This window comes from Arthrobacter sp. 10T413_2 (assembly GCF_056394205.1).
The window spans coordinates 24,095-43,011 of the sequence record NZ_JBFTHK010000007.1 but is presented as its reverse complement, the minus strand read 5'-3'; the positions used below and the strand labels follow the sequence as shown (position 1 = coordinate 43,011).

The following is an 18,917-nucleotide window of genomic DNA, read 5'->3' as shown; positions in this document are numbered from 1 at the left end:
CAGTCTAGAACGGCGACGGCGGCGCTCCCCCCAAGGAAGCGCCGCCGTCGTCGTTTGGTCAGCTGTGGCTACTCGGCTTCGACCGCCGCGGCGACGGCTGCGGAGACCGCCGGGGCAACCCTGGGGTCAAGCGGGCTGGGCACGATGTAGTCGGCGGACAGGTCGTCGTCGGCGAGTTCGGCGATGGCACGGGCCGCGGCGAGCTTCATAGCCGGGGTGATCCGGCGGGCGCCGGCGTCCAGGGCTCCGCGGAAGATGCCGGGGAAGGCCAGGACGTTGTTGATCTGGTTCGGGAAGTCGCTGCGGCCGGTGGCCACAACGGCCGCGTACTTGCTGGCGACCTCCGGCAGAACTTCCGGGTCCGGGTTGGACAGGGCGAACACGATCKAGCTGTGGTTCATCAGCTTCAGGTGCTCCTCGTCCAGCTTCGAGGAAGAGACGCCGACGAACACGTCGGCGCCGAGCAGCGCCTCGCCGGGGCCGCCGGTCACGCCGCGCGGGTTGCTGCGGGCGGCGAGCTCGGCCTTCTTGCTGGCCGGATCCGCGGCGATGTCCCCGCGGTCCTTGCTGATCGCACCGCGGGAGTCCAGGAGGACGACGTCGCCGATCCCGGCCGTCAGCAGGATTTCGGCGACGGCGATGCCGGCGGCTCCGGCGCCGGAGACCACCGCGCGCAGGCTCTCGAGCTTCCGGCCGGTCACCTTGGCGGCGTTGGTCAGGGCGGCGAGGACCACGACGGCGGTGCCGTGCTGGTCATCGTGCATGACCGGGCAGTCCAGCGCCTCGATGAGCTTTTCTTCGAGTTCGAAGCAGCGGGGTGCGGCGACGTCCTCGAGGTTGACGGCGCCGAAGCTCGGGCGCAGCCGGACGAGCGTCTCGACGATTTCGTCGACGTCGGTGGTGTTCAGGACCAGCGGGATGGAGTCGAGCTCTCCGAAGGCCTTGAAGAGCGCGGACTTGCCCTCCATCACGGGCAGCGAGGCGCTGGCCCCGATGTTACCCAGGCCCAGCACGGCCGTGCCGTCGCTGACGACGACCACGAGGCGCTGGGCCCACGTGAGCGTCTTGGCGAGCTCCGGGTTGGCGTGGATGGCGCGGCTGACCTGGGCGACGCCGGGCGTGTAGGCGATGGAGAGGTCGCGCTTGCTGGCAAGCGGGACAGTGCTGGAAATCGACAGCTTGCCGCCCTGGTGGGATGCGAAGATTTCCTCGTCGCTGAGCGCGGCAACTGTCTCGGCCGGGGAAGCGGAATCGGCGGGAATGATCGTTTCAGTGGACACGTCGTTGTCTCCTGGGAATCACCGTGGGCGCACGGYACATGGAAGCTTGAGCACGTCAGGTGCTCAAGGTGGTCTGTCGGGGGCGTCGGCGGCAACCAGAGGTGGCGGTCGCCGGTGGAACCCCCGGGAGTTGCTGGCGTCAGCCTTCTCCGGTCTAGCCATGGTAGACAATGCGCCCTGCCGATGAGGGGGCGCTGCAGTCATTMCGCGCGATGGTGAAACGTTTGCCCGACATATTATGTGACTTAGATCACGCGCATGGAGGATTTTTGGCTCCGCCGKTCTAGACCAGTTACGCGGCCTGTCGTGCCCCCTGCAGAAGCGAACAGGCTTTCTTGAGGTCCTCTTCGGCTTCGAAGAGGGACAGCCGGCGGCAGCGGACGGCCTGGACCAGCCCGGTGACCGTCAGCAACAGGACCCTGGCGACGGCGGCGTCGCCGCACGCGGCCGTCACTGCCTTTTCGGCTGTCGCATCGATCTCGCGGAGCAGCCGGGTGGTGTCCGTGTCCTTGACGTAGACCGCACGGTTGAGGCTCTGCTCCACGGCAGGCTGCATGAGGCGCATGTGGAAAATCTCCATCACGACCCCCACCAGGGCCTGGGCCGAAGCTTTTCCCGCCGCCGGCGAGCTCCCCGCGAGGAGTTCGCCCAGTTGCTTGCGGTACAGCGCCAGGACCAGCTGGGTGGCCGAGGGGAAGTAGCGGTACAGCGTCCCCAAGGGAACATCCGCCTTGGCCGCCACCTCGGAAAGGACTACGGAGTCCAGGCCCTTACGGGCAAACCCTGCGGCAACGTCCAGGATCCGCACGTAGCGGAGCCGTTGCCGGGGCAGGGTGGGGGGAGGGGCCATCGGTGGAAGATCTGAGGGAAAGTCAGGCATCAGCAGCGTTCCGGGGGTCGTTTTTCTCGGCAGCCGGGAGCTATCCCCCCACAGCGCTGCCGCGGCAATTGCCGTCCACTATACGCCACGAAACCGGGCGTCCGGCGAGTCAGCCGGGGCCGCAGGAGCCCCGGAAGGGGACGAGCCCGGCTCAGTCCACGCCCTTGATCTTCACCACGAACACGGCGCCCAGAAGCCCGATTACGGCGGCCGCCACATACAGCGAGACATAGCCGCCCCAGAGAGCCACAAACGGAAATGCGATGAGCGGGGCGATCACTTGGGGCAGCGAGTTGGCGATGTTAATGACGCCGAGATCCTTGCCCCGGTCCAGTGCCGTGGGAAGCACCTGGGTGATGAGCGCGAAGTCCACCGCCAAGTAGCAGCCGAAGCCKATCCCCAGCACCGAAGCCCCGATCAGCGCGCCCGGCCACGTGGGCGCAAACGCAAGGATGAGGGAGGCCGCAGCGATCACGGCTGACGAGATGATGACCAGCGGTTTCCGGCGGCCMAGGCGATCGCTCAGCCGGCCGCCCACCACGCTGGTGGCGATCACCATGACCGCGTAGAGGCCGGTCAGGATCAGGACGCCAAACTCAGGCTCGATGCCCTGGGTTTCGCGGACCCGGACGGCGTCGTTGAGGAAAAACAGCAGATAAAGGGTGACCATGTGGTTGCCGATGTTCACCAGCAGCCGCGTCAGCCACGCCCAGGCGAAATCCGGGTGGCGAGCCGGGGAAATCCAAAAGCCCCGCACAAACCCGGCCAGGCTGAACGGCGGCCGGACCTGCGCAGGCAGCGGGACGTCGTCGTTCTTGAAGTAATACAGCACGACGCCCGCAAGCAGCGCCACCGCGCAGACGAGGTACCCGGCGGCGAAGTCTCCGGTGACGGCGGCGGCGATCACTGCCCCGGCCAGGATCCCGACTGTCTGCCCCATGGCAGCCAGCCCGCCCACCGTGCCTCGCTGCGGGACGGGCACCCGGTCCGGGATGGCCGCGGTGATGGCCGCGTAGGCGCCGTTGCAGCCGGCCTGGACGAGGCACCAGAGCAGCGTCATGACGGCGACATTAGGAGCGCCCGCCAGCGCGATCAGTGCCGCGGCGCCCAGGATGGCGCCGAAAATCACCCACGGCACCCGGCGGCCCCGGMGCGCGGTGGTGCGGTCACTGAATGCACCCACGAGAGGGTTGGCGACGAGCGAGACGGCCGCCCCTGCGCCTGTTACGAGGGCGAGGATGGCTTCCTTGTCCGGTTCGCTGAAGGCTGCCGCCTGCTGGCCGAGGAGCACCTGGATCGGGCCGAAGAATGCCGCGTTGATGCCGACGTTGACCAGCACCACCCCTGCGGTCCAGACGGGCCGGACGCGGTGCTCGGGCTCGGCGAGCGCCGGCGCGGTGGTATCGGACATGCTCATGGCTCCCCCTGGAACTGATGATCAGGCATATGTATCAGTGCGGAGCCAGACTATCGCGGCAACGTTGCGCGGCGGAGTTGCGCAGCAGGGATGCCCGGCGGATTTGCCCGGCCGACTGTCCGCGGTGGCACGGGAGCCGGGCATGTGCGAGTCTCAGGGATGACACCCTCAGCCAACACCTGTTTCCAACACCCAAGGAGTGACCGTGAACGCTTCCGCCATCAATACCGCAGACCTTTACGATGAGCGCGGCGAGGAGCTCGACTCCGTGTCCGCGCAGTTCCAGTCCCTGGGCGGCCGCACGCACTTCAGCGGACCGGTCCGGACCATCCGGTGCTTCGAGGACAACGCGCTGGTCAAGTCCCTGCTGGCCACTCCCGGCAGTGGCTCCGTCCTGGTGGTCGACGGCGCCGGGTCCCTCCGCACTGCACTGATGGGGGACATGATCGCGGCGAGCGCCGTCGCTAACGGCTGGGCCGGCGTCGTCATTAACGGGGCCATCCGGGACCGGCTCGCCATCGCGGGGCTGCCGCTCGGGGTGAAGGCGCTCGGCAGCAACCCGCGCAAGAGCGCCAAAGAAGGAGCCGGGGCAGTGGATGTCCCCCTGGAGATCGGCGGCGTGACCATCCGCCCCGGCGCGATGATCTGGTGCGATCCGGACGGAATTCTGGTGGAGCGCTGAGGACTTTCTTCTTCGGACGGTAGTAGCGGGAACAAATCTGCCAGTAACATAGTTACTGAAAGCAACTATCAGCTTGATCCCCACACTTCCCCTTGGAGCAGTMATGTCCAAAACCACCTCCGTGCGCGCCGCAGGAGAGGTCCTGACCCACCGTCAGACCATCACCGTCATGGTGGGACTCATGCTCGGCATGTTCCTGTCCTCGCTGGACCAGACGATCGTGTCCACCTCGATCTACACGATCGCAAACGACCTCGACGGCCTGTCCCTGCAGGCCTGGGCCACCACCGCCTACCTCATCACCTCCACGGTGAGCACGCCGCTCTACGGCAAGCTCAGCGACATCTTCGGGCGCCGCCCGCTGTACCTCATCGCCATCCTGATCTTCCTCGCCGGCTCGCTCTATGCCGGATMGGTCCACTCCATGACCGAACTCGCGATCGCCCGCGGCATCCAGGGCATGGGCGCCGGCGGCCTTCTGGCCCTCGCCCTGACGATCATCGGCGACATCGTGGCGCTCAAGGACCGCGCCAAGTACCAGGGCTACTTCATGTCCGTCTTCGGCGTCTCCTCCGTCCTGGGCCCGGTAATCGGCGGCGCCTTCGCAGGCACCGAGACCATCCTCGGAATCGACGGCTGGCGCTGGGTGTTCCTCATCAACCTGCCGATCGGCATCGCCGCCCTCACTGTGGTGTTCATGTACCTGCACCTCCCCGCCAAGCATGTGAAGCAGAAGATCGACTACTGGGGCGCCGCCGCCATCACCCTGGCGATCGTGCCGCTCCTCCTCGTCGCCGAACAGGGCCGCACCTGGGGCTGGAGCTCCACCAATGCCTTCATCTGCTACGGACTGGGCCTTGTGGGCATCATTGCCTTCCTGCTGGCCGAAAAGCGTGCCGCTGACTACGCGCTGATCCCGCTGCGGCTGTTCCAGAACATCACCTTCGGCCTGTCCTCGCTGCTGAACTTCATCATCGGCATCGGCATGTTCGGCGCCATCGCGATGCTTCCGATGTATCTGCAGCTGGTCAAGGGCCTGACTCCCACCGAGGCCGGCCTCATGATGATCACCTTCACCGTTGGCATCCTCACCGGCTCCATCACGGCCGGCCGGACCATCTCGGCGTCGGGCACGTACCGGATCTTCCCGATCCTAGGCACCGCGGTCCTGACCGTCGCCGCCGTCGTCATGGGCCTCTCCCTCGGCGTTGACACGCCGCTGTGGGTCCCCGGTGTCATCGCCGTGTTCTTCGGCCTGGGCCTGGGCTTCTGCATGCAGCCCCTGACGCTGGCCATGCAGGTCTCCGTTCCGTCGAAGGACATGGGTGTAGGCACCTCCGCCGCCGCGTTCTTCCGGTCCATGGGCGGCGCGGTTGGAACGGCCGTGTTCATCTCCATGCTCTTCAGCCTCGCCGCCGACAAGATCGCCACCGGCATGAAGGCCGCCGTGCAGGACCCTGAATACCTCAAGGTGCTAAAGGATCCAGCCGTGGCTGCCGACCCCGCCAACGCCAAGCTCTACGACTTCTTMAAGAACGGCGCCAGCAATGACTCGCTGAATGACACCAGCTGGCTGCACACGGCCAATTCGACGCTGACCCGCMCCATCACGGAKGGCTTCGCGCAGTCGATCGACGCCGTCATGCTCACGGCCGCTGTCCTCACCGGCATCGCCTTCCTGATCACCTTCGCCCTGCCGAACAAGAAACTCACGGACCCGAAGACGGTCTCCAGGGAGAGCGCCGCGGCCGCCACCCACTAGAGCTTCAATGCAGTAATGCGTCACGGCAGGCAGTCTCTTGGACTGCCTGCCGTCGCTGTTTTCCTGCAATGTAAGCTTGCTCTCATTTTCCGGCCTTGTGACAGGCACCGCACCGGGTCCGGTGTAAGACTTGGTAGCTGCGGCGCAGGCCGTGGACCGCGAGTTGCCGAGGGAGCCTTATGACCATCACCCAGGACCAGACCACCGCCAAGATCCCCAAACGGGTCATTTGGCTGGCCGTGGCKGGCGCCGTCGGCGGCTTCCTCTTCGGCTTCGACTCATCGGTGGTCAACGGCGCCGTCGATGCCATCAAGGAAGAGTTCGCACTCAGCGAGGCCGTGACCGGCTTCGCCGTCGCCGTGGCCCTGCTTGGCTGCGCGGCCGGCGCCTACCTCGCGGGCAAGGTGGCCGACCGCTACGGCCGGATCCCGGCCATGAAGCTGGGCGCCGTGCTGTTCCTGGCCAGCGCCATCGGCACCGGCTTCTGCTTCGGCGTCTGGGACCTGATCTTCTGGCGCYTGATCGGCGGCCTGGGCATCGGGCTGGCATCGGTGATCGCACCGGCCTACATCTCCGAAATCTCGCCGCGCCACGTCCGCGGCCGCCTGGCCTCGCTCCAGCAGCTCKCCATCACCACCGGCATCTTTGCCGCCCTGCTCTCCGACGCCGTCTTCGCCAACACCGCCGGCGGCGCGGACCAGAACCTGTGGGCCGGCATCGAGGCCTGGCGCTGGATGTTCCTGGCCGGAGCTGTCCCCGCCGTCATCTACGGCTGGATCGCCTTTACGCTGCCGGAGTCCCCGMGCTTCCTGGTCTTCAAGGGCAAGGACGACGAGGCCCTCGAGGTCTTCCGGTCGATTGCCCCCAGCGAGGACACCGACCGCCACCTGCGCGAGATCAAGGAGGCCATCGAGGAGGACAAGCTTGCAGGCAAGAAGGGGTCCCTGCGCGGTAACGTCCTGGGCTTGAAACCGGTAGTCTGGGTCGGCATCGTCCTGTCCGTGCTGCAGCAGTTCGTCGGCATCAACGTGATCTTCTACTACTCCACCACCTTGTGGAAGGCCGTGGGCTTCCAGGAAAAGGATTCCCTGACGATCTCCGTGGCCACCGCCGTCACGAACATCCTGGTKACGCTGGTCGCGATYGCCCTCGTGGACCGGATCGGCCGCCGCCCCATCCTGCTGGCGGGTTCCATCGTCATGGCCTTCTCGCTGGGCACCATGGCCCTGGCCTTCGGCTCGGCCACCGGCTCCGGTGACGCCATCACGCTGCCCGGCGCGTGGGGTCCCGCGGCCCTGGTGGCCGCCAACGTCTTCGTTATCAGCTTCGGCGCCTCGTGGGGCCCGCTGGTGTGGGTGCTGCTGGGCGAAATCTTCCCCTCCCGGATCCGGGCCCGCGCCCTCGGCCTGGCCGMTGCCGCCCAGTGGATCGCCAACTTCGCCATCACGCTGAGCTTCCCCGTCATGGCCGCGGCCTCGCTGCCCCTGACGTACGCCATGTACGCGCTGTTCGCCGCCGCGTCGTTCTTCTTCGTCATGTTCAAGGTGCCCGAAACCAACGGGATGTCCCTGGAACAGGCCGAGACGCTGTTCGTGCCCAAGGGATCCGCGAAGGATTCCGCCAAGGCCTAAGGCCTCCCCTGCACGCGCAGAGGGTAACAGAAACGCCCATGTTCCGCGGAACATGGGCGTTTCTGTTACCTCGGCTCGCTAGACCACGTGCCGCTCGTGCGCTGCCAGGTAGCGGCGTCCGCCGAAGACCACGGCAATAGCCACCACCATGGCCACTGCACCGGTGTAGAACGGCACTTCCGGGCCGAAGTGCTCGCCCAGTTGCGCGGCGGCGAACGGTGCCAGGGCACCGCCCATCCAGCGCACGAAGTTGTAGCCGGCGGAGGCGACAGGCCGCGGCGAATCGGAAACACCCATGGCCAGTTCGGTGTAGATCGTGTTGTTGACGCCCAGGAGCGCCCCCGAAATGACCACGAGCACCACGACGGCGGGCACCGAGTGCCCGGCGGACAAGCCCAGTCCCACAAGGTCCAGCATCAGCAGGAACAGGGTGCCGGTGAGGACCCGGACAGCTCCGAAGCGGTTCTGCAGCAMGGGAGCAACAAACACTGAGAAGACAGCGACGGCGACGCCCCAGCCGAAGAACACCCCGCCGATTCCGTAGGCGTCCAWRCCCAGGATGAAGGGCGTGAAGGCGAGGACGGTGAAGAAGCCGTAGTTGTAGAAGAGGCCACTGGCCGCCGTCGTCMTGAGCCCCTTGTGTCCCAAGGCCAGCAACGGATCCCGGAGACGGACCTTGCGCTCGGGCAGCGGGGTCTTGGGCAGCAAGGCAATGAGAGCGACAAACGCCGAGGCCATGAGCACGGCGGTGCMGAAGAACGGTGCGCGCCACTGCCAGCCGCCGAGCAATGCGCCCAGGAGCGGGCCGAGGGAAATGCCCAGACCCAGGGCGGCCTCGTAGAGGATGATTGCCGTACCGGCGCCGCCACTTGCGACGCCGACGATCACGGCCAGCGCCGTGGCCACGAACAGGGCGTTGCCCAGTCCCCAGCCGGCGCGGAAGCCGATGAGTTCAGCCACGCTGACCGAGGTGCCGGACAGTGAGGCGAAGACGACGATCACCGCCAGTCCGATCAGCAGCGTCCGCTTCCCGCCGATCCGGGACGAGACGTAGCCGGTGATCAGCATGGCKACGGCGGTCACCAGGAAATAGCTCGTGAAGAGCAGCGACACCTGGCTCGGCGAGGCGTCCAGGTTCTTGGCGATCGCGGGCAGGATGGGGTCCACCAGGCCGATTCCCATGAAGGCGAACACGGCTGCGAGGGCCGTCGCCCACACCGCTTTGGGCTGTTTGAGTAGTGAGGCTTTCTCGGCCTCGAGGGTAACTTCCGCTGCCGGCAGTATGTCGGCGGACTGGCCGTGCATGGGGGGCACTCCTAAGTGATTGGAATTTGTGGATGAGTATCAGGCCTGGAGGGTCGCATTGATCTTCCCGATGACCGGCAGCGCGGCCGCAAGCGCGGCGCGGTCGTCGTCCGAAAGGGACGAGAGGATGCCGGCCATGACGGTGTTGCGACGCTCATTGGCGGACTCGACGGCGGCGCGGCCCTCTCGGGTGAGGGTGACGCGGACAGCGCGGGAGTCGTTGGGGTCCGGTTCCCGGCGGGCGAGGCCTGCGCGCTCGAGCTTGATGATCTGTTCGGTGGCGCTGGGCACTTTGACGCCGAGGTTCCGGGCGATTTCGCCCACGCGCACTCCGGAGCCGGAGGGGCCAGCCCCGGCGGACGCGGGCCCGGTGTCCATCAGCATCTTGAGGGTGCTGAGCTGCGCGGCACTCAGTTCGCCGTCGGCGTCGAGGCGGCGGACCAGGTAGATGCTGTGGCGAAGGGCCTCGCGGAAGTCCTGGGCGAGTGCGAGGAGGCTTGCGTCGGCCGGTTCAGCGTTCATAGTTAGGTAGCCTAACAGTTAGGCGCCCTAATGGTCAATGAGAGGGGTTGCCCTATCACTTATGGTCGCTAAAACCGGCGCATACCAGCCATAAGTGATAGCGCAACGGCGGGTGACGGGGGATTAAACACGCCGACGCCGCAACTCAGGTGAGTTACGGCGTCGGCGTTTAATGCTCGGCGTTATCGAAGAAGGCTAGACGACCGCCTTGGCTTCCTCAATGAGGGACGAGACGGGAGCGAAGAGCGGGTGGCCCGGCGCCAGGCCCGTGATCTTCTCCGTGGCCTCGTCGGGCGTGGATGCGGACAGGATTTTCGCCAGCTCCACGGCCTCGGCATCGGCCGGATCGTTGAAGCGCAGGGCGGAGGCGATCGCCCCGAGCAGTGCCTCCGGGACAATCCCGCGTTCAGCCAGCTCGGCGGCGGGGCCGATGAAGCGTTCGTGCCGGCTGAGTTTGCGCAGCGGGGCACGGCCCACCCGGGTGACAGTGTCCGGCAAGTGCGGGTTGGAGAAGCGGCCCAGAATTTTCTCCACGTAGGCCTCCTGCTCCTCGCGGTTGAAACCGTGCTTGGCCACCAGGAGCTCCTTGGTTTCGTCCAGGACGGCGCGGACGTCKGCCGCKACGTCCTGATCGGCCATAGCCTCGGAAATCTTGCCCAGGCCCGCCTCGAAACCGAAGTAGGCCGCCGCCGCGTGGCMGGTGTTCACCGTGAACAGCTTCCGCTCGATGTAAGGTTCGAGGTCGTCAACGAAGGTMGCCCCCGGAATGACCGGCTCTTTCCCGGCGAACGGGGTACGGTCGATCACCCACTCGTAGAACGTCTCCACCGTGACGTCCAGGCCCTGGCCGGCCTCCTGGTTGGGCACAATCCGGTCCACCGCCGTGTTGGCGAACACCGCGGCAGCGTCCAGGGATCCGGCGGCCGGATCCCACTGGGCCGCGACTTCGGCTTTCAGGATGTCGGTCGCATTGATGGCGTTCTCGCACGCCATCACCTGCAGCGGCCCCAGCCCGGCCGCGCGGGCCGCGATCCCCTTGGCGATCACGGGCGCCACGAATTTCAGGATGTGCGGCCCCACGGCGGTGGTGACGATGTCCGCCGTCGCGATTTCCGCGACGACGTCGGCTTCCTGGGTGCCGGAGTTCAGCGCGCGGAAGTTGTCGACGGTCCGGACGGCGGGGTTGTCTCCCACCTCGTGGACCTGGTAGCTGTCCGCGGCAGCCAGCTGGGTGATGAGGGCGTCCGCGACGTCGGCGAATACCACCTCATACCCGGCATCGTGCAGCAGCAGGCCCACGAATCCGCGCCCGATGTTTCCGGCTCCGAAATGAACAGCCTTCACTAGGAGTTGACCTTTCCGAAGAGGGCCAGGACTTCGTCAACCGTGGTGGCCGCTTCAAGCTGCGCGACCTGTGCCTTGTTGGTGAAGACCTTGGCGATCGAGGACAGGATCTGGAGGTGTTCGTTGTTGATGCCGGCGACGCCGACCACGAACTTCACTTCCTTGCCGTTCCAGTCGATGCCGTTCGGGTAGCGGATCACCGACACCGCGGACTTCATGATGTGGTCCTTCGCGGCGTTGGTGCCGTGCGGGATCGCGAGGTAGCTGCCCATGTAGGTGGAGACGGATTCCTCGCGTTCGTGCATGGCGTCCAGGTAGCCGGAGTCGACGGCGCCGCGGTCCAGCAGGAGCTGCCCGGCCTCGTCGATCGCGGCGTCCCGCGTGGTTGCGGTGCCGCTGAGGATGACGCTTTCGGCCACGAGAATGCCCGCCGGGCCGGCCTCGTCGGCGGGAGCCTCAGCGGTGGCTTCCGGCGTGCCGCCGACGGCAGGAGACGCGGCAGCCGGAGCACCGGCGTCGGGAGCCTCTCCCCCGTCCGTGTTGCTGGCCCTGACCAGCTCCACGATCTCGTCGTACCGCGGGCTGTTCATGAAGTTGTMCACGGACACGTGCACCGCGCTGGCCGTGGCGGGTTTGGCCCGCTCGGTCAGGTCCTGGTGGGTGATGACGACGTCRTAGGTGTCGCTGAGGTTGGCGATTGCCGAGTTGGTGACCTTGACGTCCGCGAAGCCAGCAGCCTTGATTTTGTTGCGCAGCACCGAGGCGCCCATCGCGCTGGAGCCCATGCCGGCGTCGCAGGCGAAGACGATGTTCTTGACCGGACCCGCGAGGACCGCGACACCGCCGGCGTTCATGCCGGCACCAGTCAGGGCAGAGGCAACCGAGCTCTTCTTGCCCTTCAGGGCTTCCATCCGGTGGGTGGCCTCGTCGAGGTCGTCTTCCGCGGTTGCCTTGCTGGCTTTGAGGATCACCGAGGCGATGAGGAAGGACACCGTGGTGGCGAACAGCACGGAGAGTGTCACGCCGACGTAGCTGTCGCGGGCAGTTGCGGCGTAAACCGCGATGATGCTGCCCGGGGCGGCCGGGGAACGGAGGCCGGCACCGGTGACCACCAGGGTGAAGATGCCGGTCATGCCGCCGCCGATTGCGGCGAAGATCATCATCGGCTTCATCAGCACGTACGGCAAGTAGATCTCATGGATGCCGCCGACGAACTGGATCACTGCCGCGCCCGGCKCGGACGCCCTGGCCAGACCCTTGCCGAAGAAGCTGTAGGCKAGCAGGATGCCKAAGCCCGGACCGGGGTTGGCTTCGAGCAGGAACAGGATGGACTTGCCCTGCTCGAGCGCCTGCTGAGTGCCCAGCGGGGTGAGGATGCCGTGGTTGACGGCGTTGTTCAGAAACAGGACCTTCGCGGGTTCGATGAAGATGCTGGTGAAGGGCAACAGACCGTTCGCGACCAGCCACTCGACCACGGCGCTGGCGCCGTTGCTGAAGGCCTTCACGACGGGCCCGACCACCAGCATGCCGACGACCGCCATGATGGCGGCCAGGATGCCGGCCGAGAAGTTGTCGATCAGCATCTCGAAGCCGGGCTTGACGCGGCCTTCCCAGATCTTGTCGACCTTCATCATGAGCCAGGCCGTGAGGGGACCCAGCGCCATGGCGCCGATGAACATGGGGATGTCGGTACCGACGATCACACCCATGGTGGCCACGGCACCCACCACGCCGGCGCGGACGCCGTAGACCATCCGGCCGCCGGTGTAGCCGATCAGGAGCGGGAGCAGGTACGTGATGATCGGCCCGACAAGCTTGGCGAGCTCTGCATTGGGGAAGAAGCCCGCCGGGATGAAGAGCGCCGTGATGAAGCCCCAGGCGATAAACGCGCCGATGTTGGGCATGATCATTCCGGACAGGAACGTCCCGAATTTCTGGACGTGTACCCGCACGCTGGTCTTTGGTTTCGCAACTGTCTCTGTTGCCATGTGAATTCCTAACCGTCGTTCCCGCTGCTTTGCAGGATGGTCCGATAATTTCGCCGAGCTAGCTGGTGGAGCTGGTGGAGATCCGGTGGAGCCATTCGAGGAAGAGCTTGAGTTCCGAACTGGAGAGCTGGTCCGAGTGGGACGCCTGGAGTGCTGCGTTCAATGCGATTGCCGCCACAACCACGGAGGACTTTCCGTCGTCTGCAGATTCGTTGGTCCGGGCCTGTTCCGTGGAAACCGCAAAGATCATGGCGTCGCGGGTCATGGTGGACAGCTCGAGGTTGCGTTCGGGCGCCTTTTCCGCGATCAACATGAGGGTCACGCCCACGTTGGCCGCCAGGATGGACCTGGCTGCCTCCCGGGGCGGGACGTTGAGCTGGCCGGAGACGGCCGCCTTGTTGAGCATCTCCTCCATGAGGGCCTCGGCATCGGCGACGATCGCCGGCCTGCTCTCAGGGCGGATGTTGCCAAACATGACGAGGTACAGCTCCGGCTGTTTCAGCCCGAACTGCACGTGGTTGTCCCACATCCTCCGGATGTCCTCCAGCGGCTGGCCAGAGGGCGCGAAGTCGCGTTCGCCTGCGACATATTCGTCAAAACCTGCTGCGACGACGGCGTCAAACAGCCCTTCCTTGTCGCCAAAGTGGTGGTACAGGGTCGGTGCCGTGACACCGGCCAATTGGGTGATCTGGCGGGTCGAGACCGCGGACCCGCCGGAGTTGGCCAGCAGCTCGGCGGCCGCACGCAGCAGCCGGGCTTTGGGTGGTAGCTGGCCATCGATACTCATAACCGCTACCCTAGCACCTATAGCAACGCTATATGAACTACATCACATACAATTTTTGCAGGTGCCGTGATCCGCCGCTGACGTAGCCGTCAGCCGCAGGCATGAATGATCAGCAGGATCAGCGGCGGCACCTGGTTTACCGGCTTAGTGGCCATTGGCCTACGACAGAGAATGAGGACCTTCAGTGCAGAACTTCCCAGGAGTAGGCGTTAKCCCCGGCCGCATCATCGGCACCGTCCGCCAGATGCCCAAACCGATCAGCGAACCGCCCGCCGGAGAGCAGCTGCCCGCCGGCGTCACGGCCGAAGAGGCGACGGCGGCACTGAAGGCCGCGGCCAAGGCGGTCCACGACGAGCTCAAGGCCCGCGCCGAGACCGTCACCGGCGACGGCAAGGCTGTGCTCGAGGCCACGGCCCTCATGGCCACCGACACCATGCTGCTCAAATCCGCCACCAAGCTGATCGGCCGCGGCACGTCGGGGCAGCGGGCGATCTGGGAAGCCGGCGCCTCCGTCTCGGAAATGCTGCACAACCTGGGCGGCTACATGGCCGAGCGCGCCACCGACGTCCTGGATGTCCGGTCCCGGATCGTGGCAGAACTGCGCGGAGTGCCCGCGCCAGGCATTCCCGTGTCTGCCACTCCCTTCATCCTCATCGCCGAGGACCTGGCCCCGGCCGACACCGCCACCCTGGATCCGGAGAAGATCCTGGCCTTGGTCACCGCCGGCGGCGGTCCGCAGTCCCACACCGCGATCATTGCCCGCTCGCTGGGCCTTCCCGCCGTCGTGGCCGCCACCGGAGTCGATGAGCTCGCCGACGGCACCGAGGTGTACGTGGACGGCGCGGCCGGGCTCATCACCGCGGAGCCCGGGGAGAGTCAGCGCGCCGCCGCGGCCCACTGGGCCGCGACCGCGTCGCTGCTGGCCGCCTTTGACGGGACGGGCACGACGGCGGACGGTCACTTGGTCCCGCTTCTGGCCAACGTCGGGGGCGCCAAAGACGCCGTAGCCGCGGCCGGGCTCAACGCCCAGGGCGTGGGCCTGTTCCGGACCGAGTTCTGCTTCCTCGAAAGGGACACCGAACCGACCGTGGAGGAGCAGGCCGCTGCCTACAAGGGCGTCTTCGATGCCTTCCCGGGCAAGAAAGTGGTGCTCCGCACGCTCGATGCCGGCGCTGACAAGCCGCTGCCGTTCCTGACCGACGCCACCGAGCCCAACCCGGCCCTGGGTGTCCGCGGCTACCGGACCGACTTCACCACGCCGGGGGTCCTGGAGCGCCAGCTGCAGGCGATCGCCTTGGCCGAACAGTCCTCCGAAGCCGACGTCTGGGTGATGGCCCCGATGATTTCCACCGCGGAGGAGGCGGCCCGCTTCGCCTCGCTGTGTGCCGCGGCGGGGATCAAGACCCCCGGCGTCATGGTGGAGGTCCCGTCCGCGGCGCTCACCGCCGAGGCCATCCTCCGCGAGGTCGGCTTCGCGAGCCTGGGCACCAAMGACCTCACCCAGTACGCCATGGCCGCGGACCGCCAGCTCGGCCCGCTGGCCGCCCTCAACACGCCCTGGCAGCCGGCCGTGCTGCGGCTCGTGGGCCTGACTGTGGAGGGCTCACGGGCCGAGGGCCACGACAAGCCCGTGGGCGTGTGCGGCGAKGCCGCTGCGGACCCGGCCCTCGCCGTCGTCCTCACGGGCCTGGGCGTCACCACACTGTCCATGACGGCGCGCTCCATCGCGGCCGTCGCCGCCGTACTGAAGACCGTCACCCTGGCCGAAGCCCAGGAGCTGGCCAAGCTGGCCCTGTCCGCGCCGAGCGCAACGGAGGCCCGGGCCTGGGTCCGTGCCAAGCTGCCGGTCCTGGAGGATCTCGGGCTGTAACAGACGAAGCTCCAACGGCTGGATCCGCCGGCGTCCCCGCCAGCGGATCCAGCCGCCAGAATGCAGCCGCTAGGATGCACTCATGGCACTGATAGCTCCCCGGGTGACGGTCRGCCTTCCGGCCGAGGACGCCGATAAACTCAAGTACGCCCTCGACGGCAGCCACGACATCACGGTGTTCGTGGACGGCACCGTCCACCGCCTCCCGCCCGCGGCGAGGGACGCCGTCGTCGATATGCTGGGCCGCTTCAGCCGCGGCGAGGCCGTCACGGTCAGCAGCGTCGAGGAGATGCTGACGACGTCGCGGGCCGCGGAGCTGGCGGGGATCTCGCACACGTATCTGCGGAACATGACCGATCGCGGCGAGATTCCGGTGGAGTACCGCGGAACGCACCGGCGGATCCGGCTGGCCGACATCATGGCCTGGCTCGAAACGCAGAAGAAGAATAGTACGGGCGCAGGTACCCTGCCCGGCCAGGATGACGGCCCAGTTGCTTCATAAACAGGCGATTCATGAAGCAGTGATAAGGATCAAGCAACGATCACACTCCGTCGCCGAAACACAGAAAGGCCGCGGGTTACTCTTGAATTGTGKGTAAATTCAGAGGATGGCACATCGTGGCAGGCATCGCCGCCATGCTGCTCGCCGGCTTCGTCGGAACCGCGATGGGCCTGAACAACACCGCCAGCTATATGGCCAGCGGCGTCGCGTTMGTTGCCGTGTCCCTMTGGGTGGATAGCCGGATATCCCGACGTCGGAGCGCCGCCCGCCAGCCCGGGCCGGACRCCGGCGTTGCCGGCCCGGACGCCKGACTGGTTCTCGACGCCGACKCGTCGAACCGCGAGGGCTAAATCCGGGGCCGGCCGGCCCAGCGCCGAGCCTTGAKCGCGGCGTGAAGCTCCAGCCGCACCATTCCCTTCAGCGGGTCCACGCCCAGCAGCTGCCGGATCCGGCCCAGCCGGTTGTAGATGCTGCTCCGGTGGAGGTGCAGCTTGGTCGCGACTTCCTGGACCGAGCCGTCGTTGTCATAGAACAGCTCCAGGACGGGAAGCAGCTCGTGGTTCCGGTCATGGTCTTCGAGGATGCGGAAATACACGGATCCCGCGTCCGCCCAGGCGCCCGCGCCTCCGCCGGCTGATGCCAGGAGCTGGTAGACGCCGGTGGCCCGGCAGTCGACAAGCTCCCCCAGCTGGGGATCCACCGCCGCCGCCTGGGCCGCCTGCCGAGATTGCCGGTAGGCATCGGCGAGTTCGCGCGGCTTGGCGAACCCCTCGCTGGTGCCCAGGATGATCCGCCGGACCGTCCGCCCCGAGCGTTTGGCGAGTTCCAGCTGGTAGTGGACCAGGACCTGGGCGTGGTCAGCCCGTCCGGTGGATTCCTTGAAGAGCACCACGGCGTGGGTTTCGGTGCCGGCACTGAACAAGGCGGCGTCGACGCCGATGGTGGCCTGCAGTGCCGCGGAGCGGTGGATGAGCGTGTCCGCGATGGGGTCCGACCCCCCGGCCCAGCCGTCGGCGTCCAKGACAGTCACCAGCTGCCATGGCCCCTTGCCCTGGACCTCTTTCCAGCCMGCCACAGCCGCGGMCGCGTTGGCCTCGCCGACGCAGGCGGCCAGAAATTCCTGTTCGCGGCGGTGGCGGAACTCGGACTCTGCGGTGTTGGAATCCAGCAGCAGGGAGGATAGCTGTTCCAGCTCCCGCGCCACGTCCGGCAGCTGGGCGAGGACGGTTGCGGCGCTGGGTTCCTCGGGATCAAGCTGGACCCACAGGTACCCCACCCGGAAGCCGCGCACCAGCAGCGGCACGCACACCCGGCCCAGCATGCCGAGGTCCGCGTTGGCCGGCACGACCACCGGCCGGACCGCCGTCGCGATCCCGTGGGAAAGCTGCCACGCGCTGACTTCCACCGGGACGCGCTTGCTGAGCAGGAAGTTCACCCGGACACGGTCCGCATGCGACTGGTTGGAACTGTAAGCGAGGAGCAAACCGTCGAGGTCCTCAAGCGAGAGACCGCGGCCCAGCCGCTGCGCCACCTGCTCCACGAGCTGCTCCACGTCCTGCTGCTGCATGCTGCCAGACTACTGCGCCGGACGGCCGCACTGCGAATGCGGCCGCGAACGGACACGAGCCGACACCTGACGCCCGCTATCTCGACAAATGTCTACCACTGGATTCGAAAAACCCCGGAAAGACGGGGCCGATGGCTTGGGCCGACCGGCCACTCCTGTCGCCTGCCTCACAGCGGGATCTATTCTGGAAGTACGAAATCCCCCGCTCATCCAGGCCCGCGAGGCCGCCACTACTGGAGCAAAAAAATGATCATCGGTGTCMCCAAAGAGATCAAGAACAACGAATTCCGCGTCGCCATCACGGCAGCGGGCGTTCACGAATTCCGCACCCACGGCCACGTTGTCCTCGTAGAGCGCGGCGCCGGCCTGGGCTCCGGCATCACTGACGAGGAATACGCGATCGCCGGCGCCGAGATCGTCGCCGAAGCCGACGACGTCTGGGCCCGCGCCGACATGGTCATGAAGGTCAAGGAACCGGTCAAGGCCGAATACCACCGCTTCCGCAAGGGCCTGATCCTCTTCACCTACCTGCACCTGGCCGCCGAGCCGGAACTGACCCAGGAACTGATCAACTCCGGCGTCACCGCGATCGCCTACGAGACMGTCCAGGAAGGCCGGTCCCTGCCGCTGCTGGCCCCGATGTCCGAGGTTGCGGGACGCCTGTCCGTGCAGGTCGGCGCGACCTCCCTGATGGCTCCGGCCGGCGGCAAGGGCGTGCTGCTCGGCGGCGTCCCCGGTGTCCGCCCGGCCAAGGTGGTTGTCCTGGGCGCCGGCGTTGCCGGCACGAACGCTGCCGCCATGGCCCTGGGCCTCGGCGCCGACGTCACCATCCTGGACATCAACATCAACCGTCTGCGCGAGCTCGATGCCCAGTACCAGGGCGGCCTGAAGACGGTCGCGTCCAACTCCTACGAAATCGAGAAGTCCGTGGTGGACGCCGACCTCGTGATCGGGTCCGTCCTGATCCCGGGCGCCAAGGCCCMCAAGCTCGTCACCAACGAACTCGTGTCCCGGATGAAGCCCGGCTCCGTGCTGGTGGACATCGCCGTGGACCAGGGCGGCTGCTTCGAGGACACCCACCCCACCACACACCAGGAACCGACGTACAAGGTCCACAACACGATCTTCTACTGCGTGGCCAACATGCCCGGCGCCGTCCCGAACACMTCCACCTACGCGCTGACCAACGTCACCCTGCGCTACGCCGTGGCCCTGGCCAACCTGGGCGTCAAGGCTGCCTTCGAGCGTGACGCCGCCCTCGCCGCCGGCCTGAACATCGCCGCGGGCAAGGTTGCCCACCACTCCGTCTCCGAGGCACACAACCTGCCCGTCGTCGCCGACTGGCACCAGCTGGTCTCCGCGTAAGCATCACCGTATCGG

The 18,917-nt window shown here is 66.8% G+C and carries 16 protein-coding genes; 7 read left to right on the top strand and 9 right to left on the bottom strand.

The window, feature by feature from the left end:
* Positions 1 to 68 precede the first annotated feature (68 nt).
* The 3 genes from AC1DBQ_RS02520 to AC1DBQ_RS02510 form a co-directional block, all read right to left on the bottom strand.
* Positions 69 to 1,280, bottom strand: coding sequence for an NAD(P)-dependent malic enzyme (locus AC1DBQ_RS02520; protein ID WP_476926991.1), 1,212 nt, complete (start codon positions 1,278 to 1,280; stop codon positions 69 to 71).
* Positions 1,281 to 1,572: 292 nt separating this feature from the next.
* Positions 1,573 to 2,130, bottom strand: coding sequence for a TetR/AcrR family transcriptional regulator (locus tag AC1DBQ_RS02515; protein ID WP_476926990.1), 558 nt, complete (start codon positions 2,128 to 2,130; stop codon positions 1,573 to 1,575).
* 181 nt (positions 2,131 to 2,311) lie between these two features.
* A complete protein-coding gene (locus AC1DBQ_RS02510; RefSeq protein WP_476926989.1) occupies positions 2,312 to 3,577 on the bottom strand; it encodes an MFS transporter in 1,266 nt (421 codons plus the stop codon).
* A 205-nt stretch (positions 3,578 to 3,782) separates the two neighbouring features.
* On the opposite strand from AC1DBQ_RS02510, the gene rraA reads away from it, so the two are divergent.
* From rraA to AC1DBQ_RS02495, 3 genes are all read left to right on the top strand, one after another.
* On the top strand, positions 3,783 to 4,259 hold the full coding sequence (gene rraA, locus AC1DBQ_RS02505; RefSeq protein WP_476926988.1) for a ribonuclease E activity regulator RraA: 477 nt from the start codon (positions 3,783 to 3,785) through the stop codon (positions 4,257 to 4,259).
* A gap of 103 nt (positions 4,260 to 4,362) precedes the next feature.
* Entirely contained in the window at positions 4,363 to 6,021 is a 1,659-nt protein-coding gene (locus tag AC1DBQ_RS02500; protein WP_476926987.1) for an MDR family MFS transporter, read from the top strand.
* Positions 6,022 to 6,200: 179 nt separating this feature from the next.
* Positions 6,201 to 7,652 (top strand): sugar porter family MFS transporter, encoded by a 1,452-nt coding sequence (locus AC1DBQ_RS02495; protein ID WP_476926986.1) that lies wholly within the window; start codon positions 6,201 to 6,203, stop codon positions 7,650 to 7,652.
* A 78-nt stretch (positions 7,653 to 7,730) separates the two neighbouring features.
* Here AC1DBQ_RS02495 and AC1DBQ_RS02490 read toward each other — a convergent pair whose 3' ends face one another.
* From AC1DBQ_RS02490 to AC1DBQ_RS02470, 5 genes are all read right to left on the bottom strand, one after another.
* Entirely contained in the window at positions 7,731 to 8,957 is a 1,227-nt protein-coding gene (locus AC1DBQ_RS02490) for an MFS transporter (protein WP_476926985.1), read from the bottom strand.
* 39 nt (positions 8,958 to 8,996) lie between these two features.
* Positions 8,997 to 9,479 carry a MarR family transcriptional regulator gene (locus AC1DBQ_RS02485; RefSeq protein ID WP_476926984.1) on the bottom strand — a complete coding sequence of 161 codons (483 nt, stop codon included), beginning with the start codon at positions 9,477 to 9,479 and terminating at the stop codon, positions 8,997 to 8,999.
* Positions 9,480 to 9,674: 195 nt separating this feature from the next.
* Positions 9,675 to 10,823 (bottom strand): mannitol-1-phosphate 5-dehydrogenase, encoded by a 1,149-nt coding sequence (locus AC1DBQ_RS02480; RefSeq protein WP_476926983.1) that lies wholly within the window; start codon positions 10,821 to 10,823, stop codon positions 9,675 to 9,677.
* A complete protein-coding gene (locus AC1DBQ_RS02475) occupies positions 10,823 to 12,811 on the bottom strand; it encodes a PTS mannitol transporter subunit IICBA (RefSeq protein WP_476926982.1) in 1,989 nt (662 codons plus the stop codon). Before AC1DBQ_RS02475 ends, AC1DBQ_RS02480 begins: the two co-directional genes overlap by 1 nt.
* Positions 12,812 to 12,869: 58 nt before the next feature.
* On the bottom strand, positions 12,870 to 13,598 hold the full coding sequence (locus AC1DBQ_RS02470; protein WP_476926981.1) for a TetR/AcrR family transcriptional regulator: 729 nt from the start codon (positions 13,596 to 13,598) through the stop codon (positions 12,870 to 12,872).
* A gap of 184 nt (positions 13,599 to 13,782) precedes the next feature.
* On the opposite strand from AC1DBQ_RS02470, the gene ptsP reads away from it, so the two are divergent.
* The 3 genes from ptsP to AC1DBQ_RS02455 all read left to right on the top strand — a co-directional run bounded on the left by ptsP (position 13,783) and on the right by AC1DBQ_RS02455 (position 16,320).
* The gene (gene ptsP, locus AC1DBQ_RS02465) at positions 13,783 to 15,468 is read left to right on the top strand and encodes a phosphoenolpyruvate--protein phosphotransferase (RefSeq protein WP_476926980.1); all 1,686 of its coding nucleotides are present in this window, start codon (positions 13,783 to 13,785) and stop codon (positions 15,466 to 15,468) included.
* Between the two features lie 82 nt (positions 15,469 to 15,550).
* On the top strand, positions 15,551 to 15,970 hold the full coding sequence (locus AC1DBQ_RS02460) for a helix-turn-helix domain-containing protein (protein WP_476926979.1): 420 nt from the start codon (positions 15,551 to 15,553) through the stop codon (positions 15,968 to 15,970).
* 116 nt (positions 15,971 to 16,086) lie between these two features.
* The gene (locus tag AC1DBQ_RS02455) at positions 16,087 to 16,320 is read left to right on the top strand and encodes a hypothetical protein (RefSeq protein ID WP_476926978.1); all 234 of its coding nucleotides are present in this window, start codon (positions 16,087 to 16,089) and stop codon (positions 16,318 to 16,320) included.
* Here the strand turns inward: AC1DBQ_RS02455 and AC1DBQ_RS02450 are convergent.
* The gene (locus tag AC1DBQ_RS02450; RefSeq protein ID WP_476926977.1) at positions 16,317 to 17,537 is read right to left on the bottom strand and encodes a PucR family transcriptional regulator; all 1,221 of its coding nucleotides are present in this window, start codon (positions 17,535 to 17,537) and stop codon (positions 16,317 to 16,319) included. The two genes, AC1DBQ_RS02455 and AC1DBQ_RS02450, sit on opposite strands and share 4 nt — an antisense overlap.
* Before the next feature lie 246 nt (positions 17,538 to 17,783).
* Between AC1DBQ_RS02450 and ald the strand changes: the two genes are divergently transcribed.
* Complete coding sequence (ald, locus tag AC1DBQ_RS02445; protein ID WP_476926976.1) at positions 17,784 to 18,902, top strand: alanine dehydrogenase; 1,119 nt, start codon at positions 17,784 to 17,786, stop codon at positions 18,900 to 18,902.
* Positions 18,903 to 18,917 lie beyond the last annotated feature (15 nt).

Excerpts from the sequence above, each read along its gene's own strand:
- AC1DBQ_RS02515 (WP_476926990.1), bottom strand. The coding sequence starts at position 2,130 with ATGGCCCCTCCCCCCACCCTGCCCCGGCAACGGCTCCGCTACGTGCGG.
- AC1DBQ_RS02470 (WP_476926981.1), bottom strand. The coding sequence starts at position 13,598 with ATGAGTATCGATGGCCAGCTACCACCCAAAGCCCGGCTGCTGCGTGCG.
- AC1DBQ_RS02485 (WP_476926984.1), bottom strand. The coding sequence starts at position 9,479 with ATGAACGCTGAACCGGCCGACGCAAGCCTCCTCGCACTCGCCCAGGAC.